23 protein-coding genes, 1 pseudogene and 1 riboswitch are annotated in these 21,524 nt (G+C 72.7%); of the genes and pseudogenes, 16 read left to right on the top strand and 8 right to left on the bottom strand.

From position 1 onward, the window contains the following. Window positions 1-9: 9 nt before the first annotated feature. The 5 genes from ACYVAP_RS01480 to ACYVAP_RS01460 all read left to right on the top strand — a co-directional run bounded on the left by ACYVAP_RS01480 (window position 10) and on the right by ACYVAP_RS01460 (window position 4,735). The gene (locus tag ACYVAP_RS01480; RefSeq protein WP_498859232.1) at window positions 10-375 is read left to right on the top strand and encodes an ArsR/SmtB family transcription factor; all 366 of its coding nucleotides are present in this window, start codon (window positions 10-12) and stop codon (window positions 373-375) included. 26 nt (window positions 376-401) lie between these two features. Next, window positions 402-833 (top strand): arsenate reductase ArsC, encoded by a 432-nt coding sequence (locus tag ACYVAP_RS01475; RefSeq protein WP_498859845.1) that lies wholly within the window; start codon window positions 402-404, stop codon window positions 831-833. Between the two features lie 753 nt (window positions 834-1,586). After that, a complete protein-coding gene (locus ACYVAP_RS01470) occupies window positions 1,587-2,969 on the top strand; it encodes a hypothetical protein (protein WP_498859231.1) in 1,383 nt (460 codons plus the stop codon). A gap of 322 nt (window positions 2,970-3,291) precedes the next feature. Continuing rightward, a complete protein-coding gene (locus ACYVAP_RS01465; protein ID WP_498859230.1) occupies window positions 3,292-3,474 on the top strand; it encodes a hypothetical protein in 183 nt (60 codons plus the stop codon). A 232-nt stretch (window positions 3,475-3,706) separates the two neighbouring features. Then, complete coding sequence (locus tag ACYVAP_RS01460; protein WP_498859229.1) at window positions 3,707-4,735, top strand: acyltransferase family protein; 1,029 nt, start codon at window positions 3,707-3,709, stop codon at window positions 4,733-4,735. Between the two features lie 16 nt (window positions 4,736-4,751). Here the strand turns inward: ACYVAP_RS01460 and ACYVAP_RS01455 are convergent, their stop codons facing one another. Together ACYVAP_RS01455 and ACYVAP_RS01450 are read right to left on the bottom strand one after the other, a co-directional pair. Next, complete coding sequence (locus tag ACYVAP_RS01455; protein ID WP_498859228.1) at window positions 4,752-5,660, bottom strand: hypothetical protein; 909 nt, start codon at window positions 5,658-5,660, stop codon at window positions 4,752-4,754. Window positions 5,661-5,808: 148 nt separating this feature from the next. Then, complete coding sequence (locus tag ACYVAP_RS01450; protein ID WP_498859227.1) at window positions 5,809-7,815, bottom strand: alpha/beta fold hydrolase; 2,007 nt, start codon at window positions 7,813-7,815, stop codon at window positions 5,809-5,811. 100 nt (window positions 7,816-7,915) lie between these two features. Between ACYVAP_RS01450 and ACYVAP_RS01445 the strand changes: the two genes are divergently transcribed. The 3 genes from ACYVAP_RS01445 to ACYVAP_RS01435 all read left to right on the top strand — a co-directional run bounded on the left by ACYVAP_RS01445 (window position 7,916) and on the right by ACYVAP_RS01435 (window position 10,815). After that, complete coding sequence (locus ACYVAP_RS01445; RefSeq protein ID WP_498859226.1) at window positions 7,916-8,398, top strand: hypothetical protein; 483 nt, start codon at window positions 7,916-7,918, stop codon at window positions 8,396-8,398. A 148-nt stretch (window positions 8,399-8,546) separates the two neighbouring features. Continuing rightward, window positions 8,547-9,173: a hypothetical protein gene (locus tag ACYVAP_RS01440; protein ID WP_498859225.1), complete on the top strand. Its 627-nt coding sequence runs from the start codon at window positions 8,547-8,549 to the stop codon at window positions 9,171-9,173. Between the two features lie 154 nt (window positions 9,174-9,327). After that, a riboswitch (TPP riboswitch) is annotated at window positions 9,328-9,420 on the top strand. After that, window positions 9,403-10,815: an MFS transporter gene (locus ACYVAP_RS01435; protein ID WP_498859224.1), complete on the top strand. Its 1,413-nt coding sequence runs from the start codon at window positions 9,403-9,405 to the stop codon at window positions 10,813-10,815. (Overlaps the previous riboswitch by 18 nt.) Window positions 10,816-10,925: 110 nt before the next feature. Here the strand turns inward: ACYVAP_RS01435 and ACYVAP_RS01430 are convergent, their stop codons facing one another. Continuing rightward, complete coding sequence (locus ACYVAP_RS01430) at window positions 10,926-11,201, bottom strand: hypothetical protein (RefSeq protein WP_498859223.1); 276 nt, start codon at window positions 11,199-11,201, stop codon at window positions 10,926-10,928. Window positions 11,202-11,243: 42 nt separating this feature from the next. Here ACYVAP_RS01430 and ACYVAP_RS01425 point away from each other — a divergent pair, with 42 nt between their 5' ends. From ACYVAP_RS01425 to ACYVAP_RS01410, 4 genes and pseudogenes are all read left to right on the top strand, one after another. Next, complete coding sequence (locus tag ACYVAP_RS01425) at window positions 11,244-11,711, top strand: GNAT family N-acetyltransferase (RefSeq protein ID WP_498859222.1); 468 nt, start codon at window positions 11,244-11,246, stop codon at window positions 11,709-11,711. A 263-nt stretch (window positions 11,712-11,974) separates the two neighbouring features. Then, the gene (locus ACYVAP_RS01420; protein ID WP_498859221.1) at window positions 11,975-12,178 is read left to right on the top strand and encodes a cold-shock protein; all 204 of its coding nucleotides are present in this window, start codon (window positions 11,975-11,977) and stop codon (window positions 12,176-12,178) included. After that, window positions 12,175-12,870, top strand: a pseudogene (locus tag ACYVAP_RS01415) (hypothetical protein); the annotation flags it as partial. The gene ACYVAP_RS01420 and the pseudogene ACYVAP_RS01415, both read left to right, overlap by 4 nt. Before the next feature lie 79 nt (window positions 12,871-12,949). Next, window positions 12,950-14,683, top strand: a complete 1,734-nt coding sequence (locus ACYVAP_RS01410) for a bifunctional 3'-5' exonuclease/DNA polymerase (protein WP_498859220.1) — start codon at window positions 12,950-12,952, stop codon at window positions 14,681-14,683. Between the two features lie 39 nt (window positions 14,684-14,722). On the opposite strand, the gene ACYVAP_RS01405 is transcribed toward ACYVAP_RS01410, so the two are convergent. Continuing rightward, complete coding sequence (locus ACYVAP_RS01405; protein WP_498859219.1) at window positions 14,723-15,409, bottom strand: DNA alkylation repair protein; 687 nt, start codon at window positions 15,407-15,409, stop codon at window positions 14,723-14,725. 78 nt (window positions 15,410-15,487) lie between these two features. Here ACYVAP_RS01405 and ACYVAP_RS01400 point away from each other — a divergent pair, with 78 nt between their 5' ends. Both ACYVAP_RS01400 and ACYVAP_RS01395 read left to right on the top strand, forming a co-directional pair. Beyond that, entirely contained in the window at window positions 15,488-15,784 is a 297-nt protein-coding gene (locus ACYVAP_RS01400; protein WP_498859218.1) for a Dabb family protein, read from the top strand. Window positions 15,785-15,917: 133 nt separating this feature from the next. Continuing rightward, window positions 15,918-17,018 carry a Gfo/Idh/MocA family protein gene (locus tag ACYVAP_RS01395; RefSeq protein ID WP_498859217.1) on the top strand — a complete coding sequence of 367 codons (1,101 nt, stop codon included), beginning with the start codon at window positions 15,918-15,920 and terminating at the stop codon, window positions 17,016-17,018. Window positions 17,019-17,143: 125 nt separating this feature from the next. Here the strand turns inward: ACYVAP_RS01395 and ACYVAP_RS01390 are convergent, their stop codons facing one another. The 4 genes from ACYVAP_RS01390 to ACYVAP_RS01375 form a co-directional block, all read right to left on the bottom strand. Then, window positions 17,144-17,296 (bottom strand): hypothetical protein, encoded by a 153-nt coding sequence (locus ACYVAP_RS01390; protein ID WP_168198050.1) that lies wholly within the window; start codon window positions 17,294-17,296, stop codon window positions 17,144-17,146. 151 nt (window positions 17,297-17,447) lie between these two features. Next, on the bottom strand, window positions 17,448-17,717 hold the full coding sequence (locus tag ACYVAP_RS01385) for a hypothetical protein (protein ID WP_498859216.1): 270 nt from the start codon (window positions 17,715-17,717) through the stop codon (window positions 17,448-17,450). A gap of 102 nt (window positions 17,718-17,819) precedes the next feature. Continuing rightward, window positions 17,820-18,644, bottom strand: coding sequence for an aldo/keto reductase (locus ACYVAP_RS01380; RefSeq protein ID WP_498859215.1), 825 nt, complete (start codon window positions 18,642-18,644; stop codon window positions 17,820-17,822). Between the two features lie 89 nt (window positions 18,645-18,733). Beyond that, the gene (locus ACYVAP_RS01375; protein WP_498859214.1) at window positions 18,734-19,948 is read right to left on the bottom strand and encodes an MFS transporter; all 1,215 of its coding nucleotides are present in this window, start codon (window positions 19,946-19,948) and stop codon (window positions 18,734-18,736) included. Between the two features lie 169 nt (window positions 19,949-20,117). Between ACYVAP_RS01375 and ACYVAP_RS01370 the strand changes: the two genes are divergently transcribed. Beyond that, the gene (locus ACYVAP_RS01370; protein ID WP_498859213.1) at window positions 20,118-20,579 is read left to right on the top strand and encodes a MarR family winged helix-turn-helix transcriptional regulator; all 462 of its coding nucleotides are present in this window, start codon (window positions 20,118-20,120) and stop codon (window positions 20,577-20,579) included. Between the two features lie 66 nt (window positions 20,580-20,645). After that, window positions 20,646-21,470 (top strand): alpha/beta hydrolase fold domain-containing protein, encoded by an 825-nt coding sequence (locus ACYVAP_RS01365; protein ID WP_498859212.1) that lies wholly within the window; start codon window positions 20,646-20,648, stop codon window positions 21,468-21,470. Window positions 21,471-21,524 lie beyond the last annotated feature (54 nt).

Below are 21,524 nucleotides of genomic sequence, written 5' to 3'. Positions count from 1 at the left end.
GGTGAGGGCATGACCACGACGACCGACGCCACAGCCACCGGATTCGCGGCGAGGACCGGCTCTGGCGAGTGCTGCACGCTGTCCGCAGGCCCTGTCGACACTGTCGACGCCGAGCGGATCGCCTCCCTGCTGAAGGCGCTGTCCGACCCCACGCGCCTCCGGCTCCTGTCCCACGTCGCCGCCCAGGGCTGCGAGTCGGTCTGCGCATGCGATCTCACCCAGCCGCTCGGCATCAGTCAGCCCACCGTGAGCCACCACATGAAGAAGCTCGTCGACGCCGGCCTGCTCACGCGCGAGCAGAAGGGCCGCTGGGCCCACTACTCCGTCGTCCCGTCAGCCTTCGCCGAGCTCCGTGCGTTCCTCGACATCGCCTGAACCTCACCCCCGGTCGGGAGGCTCCCCTGACCGTTCGCCCCAGCGTCGTGTTCGTCTGTGTCCACAACGCCGGTCGATCTCAGATGGCAGCCGGGTGGCTGAGGGAGCTCGCCGGGGACCGCATCGAGGTCCCCTCCGCCGGGTCTGCGCCCGCCGCCTCGATCAACCCCGCAGCGGTGGAGGCCATGGCGGAGGTCGGCATCGAGATCTGCCGCCAGACCCCGATGATCCTCACTCCCGATTCCGTCCAGGCCTCCGACGTGGTCATCACCATGGGATGCGGCGACGCCTGCCCCTACTACCCCGGCAAGCGGTACGAGGACTGGAAGCTCGAGGACCCAGCCGGCAAGGGCGTCGCGGAAGTCCGCTCGGTGCGCGACGAGATCCGTACCCGCATCGAGGAGCTCATCGGCAGCTTGCTGTCCCGCGAGCCACTCGACAGTCCAGTCCAAGGTTGAGGAAAGCCGAGCGCACGTGTGACGAGGGCTTCTGGAGACACCATCCCCAAGGAACAGATGCCGACTCGTCTCGAACACCTCTCGACAGCAACGCTGCCAGCGACGCGATGGTGTCCGTCGCGCTTCGGGTAGCAGTACCAGCCCTCTGACCTGCTTGTACACGCTCTGCGGCCGATGCTCTGGCGGACTTTTCATCCGCGGGTCGTGGGTTCGATCCCCTCCGGGCCCACCCTGGTCACGCCGCGATAACGGGGTCCGCGAGCGGCGCATCGGCCCGCTCCGGACTGGTTCATGGCGGGAAAAGACTGGTCATCGTGTCCATGATGACCAGTCTTTTCGGGGGAGGCCCTGGCCCTGCCGCCCTCGATCCGCGCCCGGCCCCGTCCCGCGACGATGATCGAGTGCGACCCGGCTGTCTCGACGGCGCAGGCGCTTGCCCAGTCCCCATCGCCGAACGGCCGGTCACCCGGCCTCAGGAGCGTCCCCACCCCCGGATAAACTCCCGCTCGGGGGTACATCACCGCGCCCAGAAGAGTCAGGCACGTGAGAGGGACGCAGATGTCGGAGTGGAATCAGCCCTATGGGGGCAACGGGAGCCCGGCGCAGCCAGGCGGGGGACAGCCGGGACAGTCGCCCGGGCAGCACGGCGCACCGATGCCCAGCGCCTCGGCGCCCAGTGCCGCAGTGCCCAGCGATGCGGAGCCGCAGACCGCTTGGCAGCCGGCGCCCGGGTCGCACCTGTTGACGGAGCAGGTGGGCGAGACCCTGAGGAAGATCGGCATCGGGAACCCGCTGCCCACCTTCATCGCCGGGGCCGTCGCCTACATCGTCGCGCTGCTGGCCTCGCTGCTCGTCATCGCCTCCGCCGTCGCCGCCGCGCTCACCGTGAACACCGACGACGTCACCGGCGGCACCCTCGACCCCACCGGCGGCAGCACCACGCCCCCGAGCACCGACGGTGCGCTCGAGTCGATCGTGGGACTGCTCGGGATCCCGTTCCAGCTGGTCTCCCTCGCCTCCTTCGGCTCCTACGAGATGCAGTTGGATCTCGGGTTCTTCGGCAGTCTGACCATGAGCTGGCGCGGTCTCCCGCTGCTCATCACGATCGCGATGGTCGTCGCCGGCTTCGTGCTGGCGCGCCTCGCGCAGCGTCGGTGGAGCAGCAACGGCGTGCTCGGCGCGGCCCTGTGGTCCGGCATCTCCGGTCTGGGGGTCGCGATCACCGCCGTGATCATCGTGCGCCTCACCGCGTTCTCCTACGCCGACGAGTCCCTCGGGCTGTCGCTGTCGATGCATTCCGCCGGGGCGGACATGTTCTTCGGGACCTGGGCGCTGATCACGGTGCCGCTGTTCCTCGGTCACCTGGCCGGGCTGACGAAGCCGCGCTGGTGGCCGCTCGTCGCGGACCTCGCCGCCGGATTCCGCCTCGCCCTCGTCCACGCGCTCGCCTTCGCGATCCCGGTCGGGATCCTCGGAGTGATCGGCGGCGCGATCGGCCTCACCGTCGACGGTGACGGCGACTCGGTCCTGCCCCTGCTCCTCTCCCTCCCCATCTGGGGGCCGACGGCCCTCGCCCTCCTGCCCGGGCTCGGGATGCTGGTCGTGCCGGTGCGGGTGAGCGCACAGGGCGACGTCGAGAGCCTCGGGCTCAGTCGCAGCGGAGAGTACGTCCGGTTCTACGACCTGCCCTGGTACGTGTGGGTCCCGATGGTGCTGATCGCTCTCGTCGTGCCGCTCCTGATCGCCGTGCTGTGGAATCGCGACCGCGAGATCGAGAAGGGGAACGTCATCGCCCTGGTGGCCTCATGGGCCGCCCTCCCGCTCGCCTACATGGCCTCGTCGCTCGTCCTGCTCGGTCTGGTGTGGACGAGCGCGCAGGCGCACATGGGGATGATGGGCTCGATCGCGATGCACATGGGCCTCGCCCTCTGGATGCCCCTGCTCGCCTTCGTCATCGGCGCGGTGATCGAGGTGGTCTCCCGATTCGGCGCACCGTACGTGGACCGCTTCGTGCCGGGGTTCCTCGTGAACTGGTTCCGCCGCTCCGCGCGGGCCCGTCGCATCGAGCGGGGATCGGGCGAGGGACCCGCCGCACCCGGGACCTCGCAGCCGGCGCCGTTCTTCCCTGGGGTGTGAGCGCCGACCCTGCCGACGGGCACCGCGGCGTTCGTGCTGCTCCTGCTGCTCGAGCGGGCCGGCAGCCCGCCGTGCGGCGTGCGGGAGCTGCTCGTCCCTCCCTCCCGAACGCCCTGCGGGGCCCCCGGGAAAACCTGCACATGGAGGTTTCCGATGGGTCACAAAAGCGACGATGACCTGGGGTAGTGTTTCAAAGTGGTGAAGACGGAAACCTTTACCTGGGCGTTCACCCCAGGGACCCGGGACGTGAGTACTATCCGTCCAACCGGAGACGCCAGATCGTGAACGAGAGTCGGCAGCCGGCGGAGGAACCGGAGAGATCATGAACCATCCCGCACTCGAGCTGTCCGACCTGGACGCCGACGCGCTCACCCTGCATGCCGACCCCACAGGGATCTGGGTGACGTGCACCAGCGGGGAGTCGGAGGTGACCGTCGGCCCGATCCCCGCACGCACCCTCACCGATTGGATCGTTGCGGTCGCCGGCCCTCCCGTGATCGCCTGATCGGTCGCGGTCGCGGTCGCTGATCGGGAGTGCAGGAGACTGCGCGACGCGCACGGGCCGTCCAGGGGGCGGCATGGCCGAGGTGGGGGCCGTCGTGGCCCACAGCGAACGGGCGACGCTGCGGTCCGGGCACTGCCTGTGAGGGGCCGGCACGCCCGGGAGGACCTGGCGCGACACGCCGTGGCGACGTGTGGGGAGGCCCGTAAGCCCGTGGGCCGTACCGTGGACGACCATGTCCACCCTCGTCGCCGATCGCGCCGTCGATCTCGTGCCCGTGCCGCATGCTCGCCACCGCTGGATGGACCTCGTACGGGGAATGGCGATCGTGCTCGTGGTCCTGCTGCACCTCGAGATCCTGCAGGGGATCTGGGACGGCGACACGCCGAGCGCGCTCGTGGTCCTCGCCCAGGCGGCGACCCCGTTCCGGATGCCGATGCTGCTGTTCGTCTCCGGGATGCTGCTGCCCCGCTCGCTGAAGAAGCCGCCGGGCCGCTTCCTGGAGGGCAAGGCCCGCAACCTCCTGTGGCCGTGGCTCGTGTGGTCGCTCGTCCTCGGCGCCACCCAGCTGTTCGAGTCCTCCGCCGAGCCGCTGTGGTGGATCAACGGGATGTACACGTGGTTCCTCATGGCGCTGCTGAGCTACTACGTGGTGGGCCTGCTGCTGAAGCGCGTGCCGCCGGGCTGGGTCGCGATCGCGAGCATCGTGGTGTGGACGGCCGCGCCGCTGCTGGGCGTCTCCCCGGACCTGGACGGGCTGCGCCCGGACAAGTTCGTCTACTACGCGGCGTTCTTCTTCGCCGGTGCGGCGCTCGGCCGGACCCTGCTCACGCGGAAGGTCCCGCTCACGGTGGCCGTGCCCGGGATCGTCGTCGCGATGATCTGGGCGGTCCTCGCCGTGCGGGCGGACGGCGAGCCGCAGATCCCCGTGCTCGACCAGGTCGTCGTGATCATCGGGATCCTCGGGGTGATCGGGGTGATCGGGGTGGCGCAGCGTCTCCCGCGCGTCCGCCCGGTGCGGGCGCTCGAGTGGATGGGCCGCAGCTCGATCGTCATGTACGTCGTGCACCTGCCCGTGCTCGAGATCCTCACCCGCTACCTGCCGCTGCCCGACGGTCTGCCCGGCGCGCTGATCCTCGGGACCGTCACCCTCGCCGCCTGCATCGGCGCGGTCCGCCTGCGGCCGCGCACCCCGTGGCTGTACGTGCTTCCCGAGGGCCTCCGCCTGCCGGCGCCGCGCCGGGCGGCCACCGTCACCGGCTGAGCGTTCGCCTGCGCGCTCAGCCGGTGACGGTGCGGATGCCCACCAGGAGCCCCTGGTCGTTGTCCGCGTAGTTCCCCGGGGCGACCACGAGCGGGTACGAGGTGCCGTCCTCGGTGGTGCCCGTGCAGTCCACCGTGTCGAAGGCGGCGAACTCCTTCGCGCTCATCCCGTCCTCGCAGGTCACCTCCCGGAAGCCGGCATCCGTGAGCGGCACGTACGCGTTCTTTGAGGTGAGCGTGTCCTTCGTGGCGTCGGCGAGCTCCTCGGCGGTGCGGTCCTGCGCGCCGAACATGGAGCCCACGCCGACGCCGGTGAGCACGGTGCCGTTCTCGAGCAGCTGCTGGGAGCCGTCGGTGAGCTGGTCCGTGCTCACGAAGAGGATCGACTGCGTGCTCTCATCGGGGAAGCCTTCCTCGGCGGGGACGGCCGCCGCGTAGGCGGTCCAGGTGATGGTGTCCGCCGTCGGCGCGTCCCCGCTGGGCGGTCCCGAGCAGGTCGCGGCGTTGCCCTCCTCCATCAGGAGGTCGCCCTCGCAGGTGGCGTCGGCGCCGAGGTCGTCGGACAGCGTCGTGGCGAGGTCCGTCGCGGGGACCTCCGGTGCGCCGTCCGTGTGCCCCGACGGGTCCTCCGGCACGTCGAGCACGAGCAGGATCGACACCCGGGTCGATGCATCGCCGACGCCGCCCCCGGTGGTCGCTGTGCTGTCGGAGGTGCCGGTGCCGGTCGTCTCCTCCGTCCTCGTCGGGGACGTTGTCCCCTCGGCCGTCGTCCCCTCGGTCGTGCTCTGCTCCGCGCTGACCGCGCCGCCGTCCGATTCCCCGGCGCCTGCCTCCTCGGCCCCGCCGCTGCTGCAGGCGGCGAGTCCCAGCAGGGCCGCTCCGGCGGCGAACGACAGCGCAGTGCGCGTGATATGCCGCGTGGACATGGATCCCCCTCCCGCGACGTTGCGAGGGGCGCCGTCCGCGCCCAGCGGTCGCGCCGTCGCGTTCCGGGATCAGCATCACAAAAGGGTCAAGGGAAGGTCAAGAACGATCGGTCGGGGCGGGGTCGTGTCGGCCCATCGGCCCCATCGGTCACCAGGGCAGCACCTCGGGGATCGGCTCCCCGCCCCGCACGTGCTGATCGACGAAGGCGAGCACCGTCTCGTTCCAGGTGAGCGCGTTGGACGGCGTGAGCACCCAGTGGTTCTCGCTCGTGAGCTGCAGGAAGCGGTGCGGCATGTCCTCCGGGGCGCCGTCCCAGTGCGAGACCAGGTCCCACCACAGCCGCAGCGCCTCGCTGATCGGCACCCGGTAGTCGCGGCTGCCGTGCGTGACGAGCATCGGCGTGGTGATCGCGGCGGCCGCCGCGTGCGGGGAGCAGGCGCGGTACCACTCGGGGTCCGCGTCCTCGTGGCCGTGCACCCGCATCTTCGAGGCGGCCGCATCGGTGGTCCGGTGCTGCTGCGGCAGCGCCCACAGCCCCGCATGGCTCACGATCGCGTCGAAGCGATCCGTGTGCCCGGCGATCCAGTTGGCCATGAACCCGCCGAAGCTCGCGCCGAGCATCGCCGTGCGCGTCCCGTCGAGCTCGGGCCGCTCGAGCACGAGGTCCAGCAGCGCCTCGCACTCGGCGAGGACGACGTCGGGCCGGCGCGGCCAGCCGCGGTTCAGCCCCGCGTCCCCGTACCCGGTGGACATCGCCGGGTCCGGCATCAGCACCGCGTAGCCGCGGGCGGTGAACAGCCACGGGCACCAGCGCCAGCTCCACGCGTTGTAGGAGGAGTGCGGGCCGCCGTGCACCCACAGCAGCGTGGGCGCGGGATCCTCGGCGCTCGCCCCGGCGGGCGTGCACAGCCACCCGGGCACCTCGACACCGTCCACGGTGGTGCGCACCTTCTCGAGGGTCCCGGGCAGGGGGCCGACGGCGCCCGGCGCGGGCAGCTCCACGACGCCCTCCGCGGTGATCCGCACCGGGCGGGGCGGCGTCGCCACATCGCTGCGCAGGGCGAGCACGGAGCCGTCCTCCGCGGGGGAGAGGGAGGAGAACACGCCGCCGTCGGCGAGCGTGGAGACGGCACCGGTCGCGGGGTCGACCGCGAGCACCGCTCCGGAGGAGTGCAGGTCCCCGCTCACGAGCAGCGTGCCGCCGTCGGCCTGCCACACCACCTGCCCGGCGGTGAGGTCGCCGAGGTCCACCGCGACCACGCCGCCGCCCTCGAGGTCGTGGATCTCCAGGCGCCCGTAGCTCGTGTCCGTCGGGGTGGAGACGGTGGAGCGGGTGACGGCGAGGAGCCGGCCGTCCGGGGACAGCGCGGGGGAGTCGTAGCCGTGCTCGTCCGTCGCCTCGAGCAGCGCCGTGCGCTCGAGGGTCGCCACGTCGATGCGGACCAGGCCGGTGCGGGTCTCGCCGCGGGCGATCCGCTCGGTCCACTCGGTGACGACGGTGCGCCCGTCACGGGAGAGCACGGCGGAGGCCGTGTGCAGCGGCAGGGTGCCGGCGTCCGGTGTGAGGTCCCGCAGCTCGCCCTGCGCGGTGACGATCAGGAGGTGGCGGGAGGAGTCGCCGCGCTCGTGGTCCCACTGCCGGATCGGCATGCCCGTGTGCCAGATCGTCGTGCGCTTCGCGTCCTTCCGCGCCGCGCGGGCCTCGGCGTCCTCCTCGAGGCTCACCCCGGGCAGCACGCTCGTCGCGGCGAGGATCGTGCCGTCGCCGGCCACGTCGAGCAGCTCGAGCCCACCCGGCGCGTGCGCGAGCACCTGCGCCTCCCCGGTGAGCGGGAGCCGCCAGATCGCCGTCGTCCCCTCGGGTGCGTCCCCTGTGGGATCGGGACGGGAGGAGGTGAACAGCAGTGAGCTGTCCGGCGCGAAGCGCGGCGAGGACTCGCCCTTCTCCGAGACCGTCAGCCGCCGGGCCGGGGCGCCGACCGTGCGCTCCCAGATGGAGGGGACCAGGCGGGAGAGGCGCTCGTCGGCCTCCTGCACCACCGCGACCGCCCGGCCGGCCGGGCCCGCGGCGATCGCGGAGACCCGCGGCACGCGCAGGAACGCCTCCACGTCACGGAGGTCGAGGGACGGGGAGGCGTTGACGTCAGCGGTCATCCCTGCACGCTATCGAGCCAGGCCACGGCCAGTGCGCGATCACGGTTGCGATGCGGTCACGGACCTCCTCGACGGTGCCCGGCAGGTGCACCATGGGCCCATGGTCCGCCGACGCACCCTCCTCGCCGCGCTCGCCGGAGCGGCCGGCCTCAGCGGCTGCGACGGCCCGGCGACGCGCCCGGAGGACGAGGTCACCGCCGCGAGCTGCATCGACTGGATCTCCCTGGAGACGCCCGAGGACGCGGCGGCGGAGTCCGATGCCGTCGTGCGCGGCACGGTCGACGGTCCGCCCGCGACGGGTCGCTACGAGCTGTACGACGTGCCGCTGTGGACCGTGCAGGTCGCCGAGTGGGTCTCCGGAGCCCCGGCGGATGGTGAGGGGACGAGCATCGAGGTGCTCTCGTTGCCGTACAGCTGCGGGGAGAGCCGCGACGCCCTCACCGGGATCGAGGACGCCGGTGAGGTCTACCTGTTCCTCCGTGCCCGCGGAGACCGGTGGGAGACGGTCACCGGCTACCGCGGGATGGTGCCCGCTGCCGAGGACGGCTCGATGCCGGGGAGCTGGCCGGACGAGATCGGCTGAGGGCGGCGAGTGGGGAGCTGGGCGGCAGGCCACCATAGGACCTGCATCGTCATGAGGTGGAGAGCGGGAGGTCGTTATGGGGAGTTGGGCACACCGCGTCGGCAACTGCCTTTTCGACGCGGTCCTGGCCGTTCTCATGCTCGGCGCGGTGATCGTGATGCTCCCGATCGTCCTTCCGGTCCTCCTGGTCGTCTTCGTCGTCTCCCTGGTCCTCTCCGCGCTGCGCGGTGAGCCTGACGTCGAGCTCCCGGACGTGGAGCTCCGACTCTTCGCCGACGACGGCGAGGATCCCCTCGACCCCCTGAGCGAGTCCGAGGTCATCAGGCGTCGCAGCGGCCCGGAGTCCAATGTCATCGAGACTGCCGAACACGAGGTCCTCATCAGCTCACCCGCCACCGCCACGTGGCCGATCCGCATCCGGATGCTCTCCTGCCCTTCGACAGCGCCCCGAGACGGTGACGAGGCGGAGATCCTCATCGGCCCGTGGGAGTACACGGGATGGGAGATCCTGGACTACGGCAATGCGGGGGAGGCAGTCGCCGCAGCCGTCGCGTATCTGGAGAACGGGATCAAGGTTCGCGTCATCAAGGAGCGGGCGGAGGCGTTCCTGTTCCATCGGCTGTCGGGATTCTGGTGGAAGCCGGGGGAGAAGCTGGTCAGCACGCTGCGCCAGGAGTGGTTCCGGGAACTGCCGGGGCGACCGGCGACGGCGGCGGAGGAGAAGGCTTTCATTGCTGGGGCGATGGAGTGCGCTGAGGGCCCGCGGCTCTGCTGACGCCGTTCAGGGCAGGCAGGCGTCAGGCACTCGCCCGTGGTCGGCGTCCAGGGCAACCGGGCGCCGGCTGCACGGCGTCCCCCTGGTTCCGTGGCCCTGACCTCAGATCTCCGTGGACACGTCGACCCGGCGCGACCCGCGCCTGGGATACTCGATCGCGGACACGGGGTGCGCCGCCGGCGCTGAGATCACACCCGTGGAACCTGATGCAGCTCGTACTGACGAAGGGATGTCCGCCATGCGCTCGCGCCTGCCCGCGACCGATGCACCCACCATCGACGAGGTCGAGCACCCCGGCCCCGTCGGCCCGCCGGACCGTCTGCCGCCCTCGGGGCGTGCCGCGCTCCGCGCCGGCGTGGTCGGGAACTTCATCGACAACGTCCACGTGTTCCTGCCGCTCACCGCGCTCACCCCGGCGCTGGCCACGGTCGCGGGCCCCGGGGTCGCGGCGGCGACCGGCGCGATCGTCGTCATCGCGATGATGCTCGGCCGGCCCGTCGGCGGGGTCGTCTTCGGCCGGATCTCCGACCGCCTGGGCCGCACCCGCACCACGCAGGTCGCGATCGCCGGCACCGCCGGGTGCGCGCTGCTGATCGCCGCGATGCCCACGCACGAGCTGCTGGGCGCGGGCACGATCGCGCTGATCCTCGGTCTGCGCTTCCTGGGCGGCATCTTCGTCGCCGGGGAGTACTCCGCCGCGATCCCGCTCGCCATGGAGTGGTCGCCGCCGCGCCGCCGCGGCCTCATGAGCGGCCTGATCCTCTCGATGGCGCCGTGGGCGCAGGGAGCGATCGCCTTCGCGACCGCCACGCTGCTGCTGGTCCTCGGTCCGGAGGAGTACGCCGTCTGGGGCTGGCGACTGCTGTTCGTCGTCGGCGCGCTGCTCTCGCTGGGGATGCTGCTGTACTACCGCTCGCACGTCGTCGACGCGCCGATCACCCGCCGCGCCGGGCCGGACGGGGACGCGCCGGGCACGGAGACGACGCCACCGGTGCGCGGCGGCGTCCGGCAGGTGCTCGCAGGCCGCTGGTCCGGCGCCTTCCGGCAGGCCTTCGTCATGATGACGGGGCTCTGGCTGCTCACGAACACGACGGTCCTGCTGCTCACCGCGCGGCTCGGGGAGGGCGGCGCCCTCGCCGCCACCGAGGTCGCGCTCGCCATGGGCATCGCCTCCGTCGCCCAGGCGCTCGCGATGGCGCTCGCCGGGCACCTCTCCACGGTGGTCGGCCGGCGCCGACTGCTCACGCTCTGGGGGATCGCCGCCCTGCTCCTCGGGCCACCCCTGTGGTGGGCGGCCGTCGGCTCCGGGAGCCTCGCCCGGGCGGCGCTCTGCGCGGCGCTGCTGCAGGTGGTGACCGTCGCCGCCTACGGCCCGGTCTCCGCGTACCTCTCCGAGCGGTTTCCCACGGTCGTGCGCTCCACCGGGTACGGCTCCGCCTACAGCCTCTCCCTCGTGCTGCCGGCCCTGTACCCCTTCTACCTGCCGCTGCTCGCCGGGATCACCGGCCCCCGCGGCTCGGTGCTGCTGCTCATGGTGCTCGGGGCGGCGCTGCTGATCCTCGGCGCCCGGCTCGGCCCGCGCCTCGCGCCCGCGGACCTCGACGGGGACCTCGACGCGGTCGCGCTCGCCGAGGAGCGGTGACGGCGCTCAGCGGCGGGCGATGACCTGGTAGGTGTTCCAGTGCTTCGGCCCGGAGAAGGAGCCGCCGTCCCGCTCCTCCTCGACGATCTCGATCACGTCGAGATCGCGGGTCATCGCTTCGGCAGCGTCTGTGCGAGCGCGTCGAGCACGGGGCGCACGCTCGGATCCCTGTCGATCGCCAGCACCTCGCACCCGTTCTCCGGGAGGAACCGGGACTCGATCCCGGCGCCGCAGCCGAGGTCGATGGCGAACGGTCGCCGCGGCGCAGGCACCCGCTCGCGGAGCGCGGCCAGCGCTCGCCGGGCCAGCGGGCGTGGCGGGCGCCCGGCCTGCGCGGCGTTGTACGCGCTGAAGTCGCGATCGGAGTCCCGAGATGGAAGCGCCATGACGGCACCGTACGACGGGCACACCTCCGGGATGATGGACGGATGGAGATCCCGGTCCAGATCAGTCGCTGCACCCCGGCCGACGTCGCGCTGCTCGCGGCGCGCGAGCCGCCGGGACGGGGCTTCGCCCGCCATGCGGCGGCGCGCCAGGGGCGAGGGGAGAGCACCTTCCTCATCGCCTGGAGCGGTGAGGTCCCCGTCGGCTCCTGTGAGGTGGACGAGGGGGAGCTCCCTCTGCTCAAGAACCTCAGCGTCGATGCGGCGGCACGGGGCCGAGGCGTCGGCAGCCGGCTGATGGAGGCGGCCGAGGAGCTCGCGCGGCCCCGCGGACGGATCGCCTGCGCCGTGGGGCTGGACAACCCGCGCGCCCGACGGCTCTACGAGCGACGCGGCTACCGTGGGACCGGCCAGCTCGAGACCGTCTCCTACGAGTACGTGGACGACGGGGGCGTTGGGCGGACGGCCACCGAGACCTCGGAGACGCTCGTCAAGGGCCTCGGAAACGCCTGAGCTGGCCGTCGCAGGCGTGCGCCGCCACTCTGTTCGGATCGGTCGCTTCCGAACGGTCGGGACCGAGCGATCGGTCTCCTTCGATGAACAATCGGGGAATCATGCTCGCATCCGGGGCAAAAGTCTGCGAACCTAGTGCTCGGCACATCGTTCGCGGCGTGTCGCCGGACCCTGATCGGGGTCCACGTCGTCGGCGGAGCGTCTTCCGGCGGCAGGCATCATTGGCCGAGACCCGGCCGACGACATCGAAGGATTACAGGAACATGGCAACTGGCACCGTGAAGTGGTTCAACGCCGACAAGGGCTTCGGCTTCATCGCCCCCGACGACGGCTCGGACGACGTCTTCGCCCACTTCAGCAACATCACCGGCTCCGGCTACCGCAACCTCGAGGAGAACCAGAAGGTCTCCTTCGAGGTCGAGCGCACCGATCGCGGCCTCACCGCCGTGAACATCCAGGGCGCCTGAGCCCCGGAGCCCCACAGCTCTCGGAGCGCCCGTCGGAACGATCCGGCGGGCGCTCCGTCATGTCCGGAGGGAAAACCTCCGGACCTCGTCCTTTCCTGACCGCCGGGGTCTCGGTCCCCTTCAACATCGCCTGCGGCCGCTGCCGCAACTGCAAGGTGGGCAAGACCGGGATCTGCCTGAACGTGAACCCGGACCGCCCGGGCAGCCCCTACGGGTACGTCGACATGGGCGGCTGGGTCGGCGGCCAGGCCGAGTACGTCCTCCCCCCCGTACGCGGACTGGAACCTGCTGACATTCCCCGAGCGGGACCAGGCCCTCGAGAAGATCCTCGATCTCACGATGCTCTCGGACATCTTCCCGACCGGCTTCCACGGCGCCTACAGCGCCGGCGTGAAGCCGGGCTCGACGTCACCGGAGACCCCGGCGGTGTGGACGCCGCCGCCCAGGAGGGGTCGCTCTCGATCCGCCTGGGGCTCGGGTGGGCGAAGTCGCTGTCGTTCACGACCGGGCAGTGCCCCGTCATGAAGTACCACCGCCAGCTGATGCAGGCGATCCTCCATGACAAGGTGCAGATCGCGAAGGCCGTGAAGGCCACCCCCATCCCGCTGGACGAGGCGCCTCAGGCCTACGCGGACTTCGACCAGGGCGCGGCGAGGAAGTACGTGCTGAACCCCAACGGCTACATCACGTCGTCGGCCTCGTCGCCTTGCGCCCGGACCGTGAGCGGTCCGGGCGCCCGGCGGCGTCGGGGACCCGCAGTACCCTCGGCACATGACCGCCGCCCCTCGCCTCACCACATGCGTGCTGGGACGCCTGGCCGGCGGCCGGGTGGCGCTGTGCGAGATCGGCGGGGACGGCGAGCCCGGCCCGCGGCAGGAGTTCGACGAGGAGCGGCTGGCGGAGGTCGTCGCCGGGCACGAGGCCGCGGGGACCCCGCGCTGGGTGTGGAGCGACACCGCCACCTGGTACCCGGGGCTGCTCGCCGCCGGGGTGCGCGTGGAGCGCTGTCACGACCTGCGCCTGGTCCACACGATCCTCCAGCACGCCGCCGCGGTCACCGACGGCGCCGCGCTGCGTGCCGCCACCGCCTGGGAGACCGGCCCCGTCGTCCCCGCGGAGGGCCGACCCCCGGCCGCGACCCTCTTCGACGTCGCTCCCGCGGCGGGCTCCGCCGTGCCCCACGACCTCGAGGAGACGCTCGCCGAGCACGCCCGGCAGCAGGCGGCGATCGCCTCCGCCGCGGATCCCTCGCCGCTGCGCCTGCTCGCCGCGGCGGAGTCCGCCGGCGGGCTCGTCGCGGCGGAGCTGCAGGCGGCGGGCATGCCCTGGGACGTGGTCGAGCACGACCGGATCCTCGCCGAGCAGCTGGGCCCCCGGCCCGGGCACGGCCAGCCGCCCGCCCGCATGGTCGAGGTGGGCGCCCAGGTGCGGGCCGCGCTGGGCGATCCGATGCTGTCGCTGGACTCGCCGCCGCGGGTGCTGAAGGCGCTGCGCCGTGCCGGGATCGACGTCTCCTCGACCTCGCAGTGGGAGCTCGCCGAGCACGACCACCCGGCGATCGAGCCGCTGCTGCGCTACAAGAAGCTCTCGCGACTGCTCACCGCGAACGGGTGGGCGTGGATCGACGAATGGGTGCACGAGGGCCGCTACCGGCCTGTCTACCTGCCGGGCGGCGTCGTCACCGGGCGCTGGGCGTCCAACGGCGGCGGTGCGCTGCAGATCCCGCGGCAGCTGCGGCCCGCGCTGCGCGCCGATCCCGGCTGGATGCTCGTGGGCGCGGACGTCTCCCAGCTGGAGCCGCGGGTTCTCGCCGCGATGGCGGGGGACCGGGCGATGGCCGACGCCGGCCGCGGCAAGGACCTCTACTCCGGCATCGTCGAGGCCGGGGTCGTCGCGACGAGGGCGGAGGCAAAGGTCGCCGTGCTCGGTGCGCTCTACGGGTCGACGACGGGGGATGCGGGGCGCCTGGTCCCGCGGCTGCGGCGCACGTTCCCGCGCGCGATGGCGCTCGTGGACGAGGCGGCGGCGACGGGGGAGCGGGGCGGGATCGTGCACACCTGGCTCGGGCGCACCTCCCCGCCGCCGGGCCCGGAGTGGGTGGCGGTGCAGACCCGCGGCGGGGTGGTCGACGCGACGACCGCCGACGAGGAGCGGGCCCGCCGCGCCGGGCGCGACCGGGGCCGCTTCACCCGCAACTTCGTGGTCCAGGGGACCGCCGCGGAGTGGGCCCTCGCATGGCTCGCGGACCTCCGCCTGCGACTGTCCCGGATCGCCCCCGTCCCCGAGGAGCACGCGGCGACCGCCTCGGGGCCGGCGCTCGGGAACCGTCCCCACCTGGCGTTCTTCCTGCATGACGAGGTGATCGTGCACGCCCCGCGCGAGCATGCGGAGGAGGCGGCGCAGGCGGTCCGCGACGCCGCGGATTCCGCGGGCAGGCTGCTGTTCCCGGGCAGCCCGGTCGACTTCCCGCTGGACCTGACGATCACGGAGCGCTCCGCGAAGTGACCCCGGGGACGGAGCCCACGGCAGACGGGGCGCGGAGGCTCAGGCCTCCTCGCGCCGCGCCACCATCTCCGTGATCCAGATCGGGGCGAAGGGCGAGATGCAGCCCGCCGACGTCGGGTAGTCCCGCAACACGCCGAGCCGCTCACCGATCGCGAGGGCCCGCTCGCGCAGCTCCTGATGCTCGATCCCGATCGTCGCGAGGGTCTGGTTCATCGCCCACTGGAGGCGCTCCGGCGCGGTCGCCATCCGCGCCTCGACGTCGTCGAGAAGGACGGTCAGGTCGAGCACCTCGGGGCGCTTCGCGACGGCCTCGGAGGTGAGCGCCCAGCCGGCGCTCTGCACGACCGGGTCCGGGTCCCCCATCCAGCGTCCGCGCAGCACCTCGGCATGCATGGACTTGCGGACCATGTAGGTGACCAGCCAGTCCTGCACCTTCGGGGTGCCCGCCTCGCGGAGCATGGCGTCGAGCTCCTCCGGCGAGAGCAGGCGGGGCTTCGCGATGAGCAGGGCGAGCAGCCGGGCGTCCACCTGACCGGTGGCCCACAGGGCGAGGGCGAGCTCGTGGTCCGAGCGCAGGCGCTTCGCGACGGCGCGCAGGGCGGAGAGGTTCACCGCGTGCTCGTCGCCGTGGCGCCGGTTGACCTCGAGGATGCGCGGGTCGGCGAGGCCGTCGAGCTCCTCGAGCAGGGCGGGGACGGTCCGGGCGGGGTCGTCGGTCGCGGTCATGTCGTGCTCCTCCAGGGCGGACCGCCCACGATATGGCTCGTGCCAAGCGTGGGGGCGGCAGGCGGCTACGGTGCCTCCATGATCCGCCATACCGTGTCCTTCACGCTCGTCCACGCCGAGGGCTCCGCCGAGGAGCACGACTTCCTCACCGCCGGGCCCGCCCTGCTCTCCGCGATCCCCGGCGTGCAGGACTTCACCGTCTCCCGCCAGGTGAGCGCCAAGAGCCCCTTCCGCTTCCAGTTCGCCATGACCTTCGCGGACCAGGCCGCCTATGACGCCTACGACGCCCACCCCGACCACCGCGGCTTCGTCGCCTCCCGCTGGGCCACCGAGGTCGCGGACTTCGCCGAGCAGGACTTCGTCCCCGTCGCCTGAGCCGGAGCCCCGTCGGCGGTGCACCGCGAGCGCCGTCGCCGGGGCGGCGGTCCCGGGCACCGACCCGCCACGGCGCGGGGGCCCCGCAGCCACTAGGGTTGCCGGGCGCCTCCACCGATGAAGGGACCTCCCGATGACCACCGCCACCCCCTCCACCTCCGCCCCGCGACGACTCCGCGCCGGCGTGATCGGCCTGGGCTGGGCCGGCCAGCAGCACGTCGCCGCCTACGCCGCCGATCCCACCGTGGATCTCGTCGCGCTCTCCGCGATGGAGGACCATCTGCTCACCCGCTTCGGCGACGAGCACGGCGTCGAGCTGCGCTACCCGGACTGGCAGGAGATGCTCGAGAAGGCCGATCTCGACATCGTCTCCGTCGCCACGCCCACCTTCCTCCACGCGCCCATGGCGATCGCCGCCCTCGAGGCCGGTGTGCACGTCCTCACCGAGAAGCCGATGGCGCAGTCCGCCGAGGCCGCCCGCTCGATGGTCGAGGCCTCCCGCCGTACCGGGCGCATCCTCGAGGTGTCCTTCAACCATCGCCGCCGCGGCGACGTCGCCGCCCTCGCCCAGGTCATCGAGTCCGGCGTGCTGGGCGAGATCCACTACGCGAAGACCGGCTGGGTGCGCCGCGCGGGCATCCCGGGCCTGGGGACCTGGTTCACGCAGGCCGAGAAGTCCGGCGGCGGCGCCCTCGCGGACATCGGTGTGCACATGCTCGACATGACCCTGCACTTGCTGGGCGAGCCCGCCGTGCGCACGGCCTCCGCGAGCACCTACGCGGACTTCGGCCCGCGCGGGCGCGGCGGCTCCGGCTTCGGCATCTCCGACGTGGCCGACGGCGTCCCCTTCGAGGTCGAGGACCTCGCGACGGCCTTCCTGCGACTCGAGGACGGGGCGACCGTGCTGCTCGAGGCGAGCTGGGCGCAGATGATCCCCTCGGACCGCTGCTCGGTGACGCTGTACGGCACCGAGGGCGGCGCGGAGCTCGTCTTCGGTACGCCGGAGGGGGACCACCTCACCGTCTGGACCGAGGTCGCGGGGCTCCCCGCGGAGGTCAAGCCGGCCATCGGCCCCGACGGCCGCCATGCCGCCGCGGTCGCGGACTTCATCGAGGTGGTGCGCAACGGCGATCCCGCCGAGCACACCGGGGAGATCGCGCTGCGCCGCGCCGAGGTCCTCGAGGCCTGCTACCGCTCCGCCGCCGCGGGCGCCGAGGTGGGCATCGGCGCCTGAGCCCGGTCCCTGCCGCGCGCAGGGATGCAGGGAGAAGCCGCGAGCGGTGGACCGCCCAGGGGGAAGGGCGGCCCACTGCTCGCGGTGGTGCGGAGACGGGGTGGAGCATGCTCCGCCCCGTGCCGTCAGGCGGAGCGCCTGTCCTGGAGCTCCTCGGAGACGGAGCGGCGGGAGCTGCCGGCAGTGCGTGCGATCAGGTCGGCGTCGCTGTCGACCGTCTCCTCCGCCAGGTAGTCGAAGTGCTCGGCTGCGGTGTCATGCGTATCGGTGATCTTCATCGAGTCCTCCTCGGGAAGCAGGGGGCTGTTCATCGCCGGTTCACCCGGTGTGATCCACAGCATGGCACCGGAACCTCGGAGATTCGGGCACGACACCTGGAATGTGCATGACAGACCGTTCGGGAGGAACGATCCGCGCTCCCGCCCCCGCTCAGTCGTCGCTGCGAGGATCCCGCCGGCGGGCGGCCTCGCGCTCGGCCGCGTCGATGATCGCGTCCTCGCTCTCCTCGGCGCTCGGACCGTGCCGGCCGCGCAGGCCCAGGGCGATCCCGATCGCGAGGCCCAGGCCCACGCCCACCGCGCCGCCGGCCCAGATGTTGCCGAGCACCTCGATCCCCACGCCGATCCCGAGCATCGTGCCGATGAGGATGCCGAAGGGCAGCCAGGTGGCGTCGAAGGGGCGGCGCGGTCGGTCGGTCACGGGTCTCCTCAGGGCGAACGGTCCCGGACAGCGTAACGGGGGACGCCCGGCCCACCACCGCGCGGGTGATGGGCCGGGCGTCCCCGTCGGCCGTCGAGGGGATCAGCCGTTGAACTCGGCCGGGTGGGGGCCGGTGCGGCCGTCGCGCTCCAGGGCGTCGATCGCCGTGAGCTCCTCCGGCGAGAGGTCGAAGCCGAACACGTCGAGGTTCTGGGCGATCCGGGTCGGGGTCACGGACTTCGGGATGACCACGCGACCCTGCTGGAGGTGCCAGCGCAGCACCACCTGGGCGGCGGTGACGCCGTGGGCCTCCGCCGCGTCGAGCACGGCCTGGTCGGAGAGCACGGCGCCCTGCGCGAGGGGGCTCCACGCCTCGGTGACGATGCCGTGGCGGGCGTTCGCCGCGACGGTCTCGCGGTTCTGCAGCGCCGGGTGCAGCTCCACCTGGTTGATCACGGGCAGCTCCCCGCCGAGCTCGGTGAGTCGGTCCAGGTGCTCGGGCAGGAAGTTCGAGACGCCGATCGAGCGGGTGAGGCCCTCCGCGCGGAGCGCCTCGAGGGTCTGCCAGGCGCCGAGGTAGGCATCGGTCGCGGGGGCCGGCCAGTGGATGAGGAAGAGGTCCACGTGGTCCAGGCCCAGCTTCTCGAGGCTCGCCGCGAGCGCCGCGCGCGGGTCCTCGAGGTCGGCGACCCACAGCTTGGTGGTGACGAAGAGCTCCTCGCGGGGGAGGCCCGCGGCGGCGATCGCCCGGCCCACGCCGCGCTCGTTGCCGTACACGGCGGCCGTGTCGATGCTGCGGTAGCCGGCCTCGAGCGCGTGGCCCACGGCGGCGGTGGTCTCGTCGTCCGGGACCTGGAAGACGCCGAAGCCGAGCTGCGGGATGGAGCTGCCGTCGCGGAGGGGGACGGTGGGGACGGAGGTGGTCATGAGGGGTCCTTCCGGGTGGTGGTGCCGGCCGGGGTCGGCCGACGGGAGGTGGGTGAGGTGAGGGGAGCGGGTGGGGGGGGGCGCTGGGGTCACCGGGTCGCGAGCGCGGGCTCGGTGGCGGGGGTGACCTCCGCCGTGCCCCGTCGGCGCAGCTCGCCGCCGGGGGCGAGATCCGCGACGAGCAGGATCGTGAGGCCCGCGAGGGTGATCGCGGCGCCGGCCCACAGCGGGGAGGTGTAGCCGAGGCCCGCGGTGATGGTCACGCCGCCCACCCAGGCGCCGAAGGCGTTGCCGAGGTTGAACGCGGCGATGTTCGCGCCGGAGCCGAGCGTGGGCGCCGCGGACGCGTGGCGCATGATCCGCGTCTGGAGGGCCGGGACGGTCGCGAAGCCGAGGGCGCCCATGAGCACGAGCGCGACGATGGTCGCGACCTTGCTCTGCGCGGTGAGCGCGAAGATCACGAGGACCGCGGTCAGGGCGGAGAGCGCGACGACGAGGGTGAGGCTCACGTGCTTGTCCGCGGCGCGGCCGCCGAGGATGTTGCCGATGAACAGCCCGCCGCCGAAGAGCACGAGCAGCCACGGCACCGAGGAGGAGGCGAAGCCGGAGACCTCGGTGAGGGTGAAGGCGATGTAGGTGAAGGCGCCGAACATACCGCCGTAGCCGAGCACGGTCACGAGCATGGAGGCCCACACCTGGCCGGAGCGGAAGATCGTGAACTCGCGCAGGATGCTCCCGCCGTTCCTCTGCGGGGCGGCGACGCCGCGCGGCACGAGGACCGCGATGCCGATCAGGGCGAGGATCCCGATGAGGGTGATGGCCCAGAAGGTGGAGCGCCAGCCGGCGGCCTGGCCCAGCAGGGTGCCCAGCGGCACGCCGAGCACGTTGGCGATCGTGAGGCCCGCGAACATGAGCGCGATCGCGCCGGACTGCTTCTGCGGGGCGACCAGCGAGGCCGCGACGACGGAGCCGATGCCGAAGAACGCGCCGTGGGTGAGGGCGGCGATGATGCGGCCGGCGAGCATGGTCGCGTAGTCGGGGGAGAGCGCGGAGAGCAGGTTGCCGGCGATGAAGAAGGCCATCAGGGCCAGGAGGGCGCGCTTGCGGTCCACGCGGGAGAGCGCGACGGTCATGAGGATCCCGCCCACCGCGACGGCGAGGGCGTAGCCGGAGATGAGGCCGCCGGCGGTGGCCTCGGAGACGCCGAGGCTCGTGGAGACCTCGGGCAGGAGGCCGGCGATCACGAACTCGGTGAGTCCGATGCCGAACCCGCCTGCGGCGAGGGCGAGGAGTGCGAGGGGCATGAGGGGTGATCCTCCTGGTGTGCGGCGCGGGATAACCTGCGCCAGACGATGAAGCGCGTCTGCAGTAGTTGCAGACGCAAGGGAATCTGACGGACGAGATCGTTGCACACGCGCGCTATCGGCGCAAGGAGGGTATGCTGGGTGCGTTCGTACGAGTAAGGGAGGCCACATGGGCATCGCGGACGACGCCGTGGAGATCCGGGCACGGGGATGGCGCACGCTCGCCGCGCTCCACGGGCTCATCGAGGGCGAGCTCGAGCAGGCGCTGCAGAAGGAGCACCAGCTCTCCGTCGTCGAGTTCACCGTGCTCGACGCGCTGAGCAGGCAGGACGGCTGGCACATGCGCATGCGCCAGCTCGCGCGCGCCGCCGCGCTCTCCAGCAGCGCCACCACGCGCCTGGTCACCCGCCTCGAGGACCGCGGCCTGCTCGTGCGCATCCTCTGCACCGACGACCGCCGCGGCATCTACACAGAGCTCACCCCGCCCGGCCGCGCACTTCTCGAGGCCGCGCACCCCACCCACGACCGGGTGCTCGAGAGCGCCCTCGCCGAGGCCGCCGAGATCCCTGAGCTCTCCGACCTCGTCCGTGCGCTGCACGAGCAGGTGCCGGAGCCGGCCCCGGCCGGCTAGGTGGGCGGTGACCGGAGGGAGCCCGGTGGGTCCGGCGCTCCGCGGCTGAGCCTCGCGGCCCGCCTCATGCCGGCCGCCATGCGCGTGCGCCGCGCGGACCGCCACCACCGCACCCGCGAGGACGTGCGGCGCCGCCTCGCGCAGCTGACCCTCCGGCCCGAGCGGACCGACCGCCGCCCGGCCCACTGGCGGCTCGCCCAGCAGCTCGCCGTCGAGGCGCGGGTCGAGGTGCTGCTGCCCGTCTACCCGCTGGTCCAGCACGGCGGCACCGCGGAGACGGTCGTCCCCGTCGTCGCCCGCCTCGCCGAGGAGGCGGCGCGCCCGCTCGTGCTGCACGGCGATACCGCGGGCGGCACCATCACGCTCTCCGCGGCGCTCCTGCTGCGGGACAGGGGGAGGGCGGCGGATCTCACCGTCCTCATCGCCCCCGCCCTTGACCTGTGGATGCAGAACCCGGAGATCGACGCCGTGCAGCCCCACGACCCCTGGCTCGTGAGGGCCGGGCAGCTCGAGCTCACCGAGCGCTGGATCGGCGAGCACGGCGAGGATCCGGTGCTGAACCCGTTCCTCGGCGACCTCCGAGGACTGGGCCCGCTGCTGCTCTTCAGCGGCACGCGGGACCTGCTGAACCCCGACACGCGGCTGTTCGTGCGCCGCGCACGGCGCGAGGGGGGCCGATCGAGCACCACGAGGCGCCGGGCCAGATCCACGTCCATCCGCTGCTGCCGACCCCGGAGGGCCGTGAGGCGCGGGCGAGGATCGTCCGCGCGGTGCGGGAGGTGGCAGGCCGGGAGTGAGGTAGGCCCTGCCGGCTCTCAGCTGACCGGACGAGGCTGTCCGACGACGACGGCCACGCCGCGAGCGCGCAGCAGCTCCGACGTCCCTCGATGACCCGTCCTCGAGACGGTCGCGGACCGGGATGTCTTGCGGGGGCGACGCCGCAAC

The sequence above is a fragment of the Brachybacterium horti genome, from assembly GCF_054777615.1.
This window is presented reverse-complemented; position numbering and strand designations above follow the sequence as displayed.

What these genes read in the sequence shown, in the direction of transcription:
- ACYVAP_RS01480 (WP_498859232.1), top strand. Translation starts at nt 10, where the DNA reads ATGACCACGACGACCGACGCCACAGCCACCGGATTCGCGGCGAGGACC.
- ACYVAP_RS01465 (WP_498859230.1), top strand. Translation starts at nt 3,292, where the DNA reads ATGAACCATCCCGCACTCGAGCTGTCCGACCTGGACGCCGACGCGCTC.
- ACYVAP_RS01460 (WP_498859229.1), top strand. Translation starts at nt 3,707, where the DNA reads ATGTCCACCCTCGTCGCCGATCGCGCCGTCGATCTCGTGCCCGTGCCG.
- ACYVAP_RS01455 (WP_498859228.1), bottom strand. Translation starts at nt 5,660, where the DNA reads ATGTCCACGCGGCATATCACGCGCACTGCGCTGTCGTTCGCCGCCGGA.
- ACYVAP_RS01450 (WP_498859227.1), bottom strand. Translation starts at nt 7,815, where the DNA reads ATGACCGCTGACGTCAACGCCTCCCCGTCCCTCGACCTCCGTGACGTG.
- ACYVAP_RS01445 (WP_498859226.1), top strand. Translation starts at nt 7,916, where the DNA reads ATGGTCCGCCGACGCACCCTCCTCGCCGCGCTCGCCGGAGCGGCCGGC.
- ACYVAP_RS01435 (WP_498859224.1), top strand. Translation starts at nt 9,403, where the DNA reads ATGTCCGCCATGCGCTCGCGCCTGCCCGCGACCGATGCACCCACCATC.
- ACYVAP_RS01430 (WP_498859223.1), bottom strand. Translation starts at nt 11,201, where the DNA reads ATGGCGCTTCCATCTCGGGACTCCGATCGCGACTTCAGCGCGTACAAC.
- ACYVAP_RS01425 (WP_498859222.1), top strand. Translation starts at nt 11,244, where the DNA reads ATGGAGATCCCGGTCCAGATCAGTCGCTGCACCCCGGCCGACGTCGCG.
- ACYVAP_RS01420 (WP_498859221.1), top strand. Translation starts at nt 11,975, where the DNA reads ATGGCAACTGGCACCGTGAAGTGGTTCAACGCCGACAAGGGCTTCGGC.
- ACYVAP_RS01410 (WP_498859220.1), top strand. Translation starts at nt 12,950, where the DNA reads ATGACCGCCGCCCCTCGCCTCACCACATGCGTGCTGGGACGCCTGGCC.
- ACYVAP_RS01405 (WP_498859219.1), bottom strand. Translation starts at nt 15,409, where the DNA reads ATGACCGCGACCGACGACCCCGCCCGGACCGTCCCCGCCCTGCTCGAG.
- ACYVAP_RS01400 (WP_498859218.1), top strand. Translation starts at nt 15,488, where the DNA reads ATGATCCGCCATACCGTGTCCTTCACGCTCGTCCACGCCGAGGGCTCC.
- ACYVAP_RS01395 (WP_498859217.1), top strand. Translation starts at nt 15,918, where the DNA reads ATGACCACCGCCACCCCCTCCACCTCCGCCCCGCGACGACTCCGCGCC.
- ACYVAP_RS01390 (WP_168198050.1), bottom strand. Translation starts at nt 17,296, where the DNA reads ATGAAGATCACCGATACGCATGACACCGCAGCCGAGCACTTCGACTAC.
- ACYVAP_RS01380 (WP_498859215.1), bottom strand. Translation starts at nt 18,644, where the DNA reads ATGACCACCTCCGTCCCCACCGTCCCCCTCCGCGACGGCAGCTCCATC.
- ACYVAP_RS01375 (WP_498859214.1), bottom strand. Translation starts at nt 19,948, where the DNA reads ATGCCCCTCGCACTCCTCGCCCTCGCCGCAGGCGGGTTCGGCATCGGA.
- ACYVAP_RS01370 (WP_498859213.1), top strand. Translation starts at nt 20,118, where the DNA reads ATGGGCATCGCGGACGACGCCGTGGAGATCCGGGCACGGGGATGGCGC.
- ACYVAP_RS01365 (WP_498859212.1), top strand. Translation starts at nt 20,646, where the DNA reads ATGCCGGCCGCCATGCGCGTGCGCCGCGCGGACCGCCACCACCGCACC.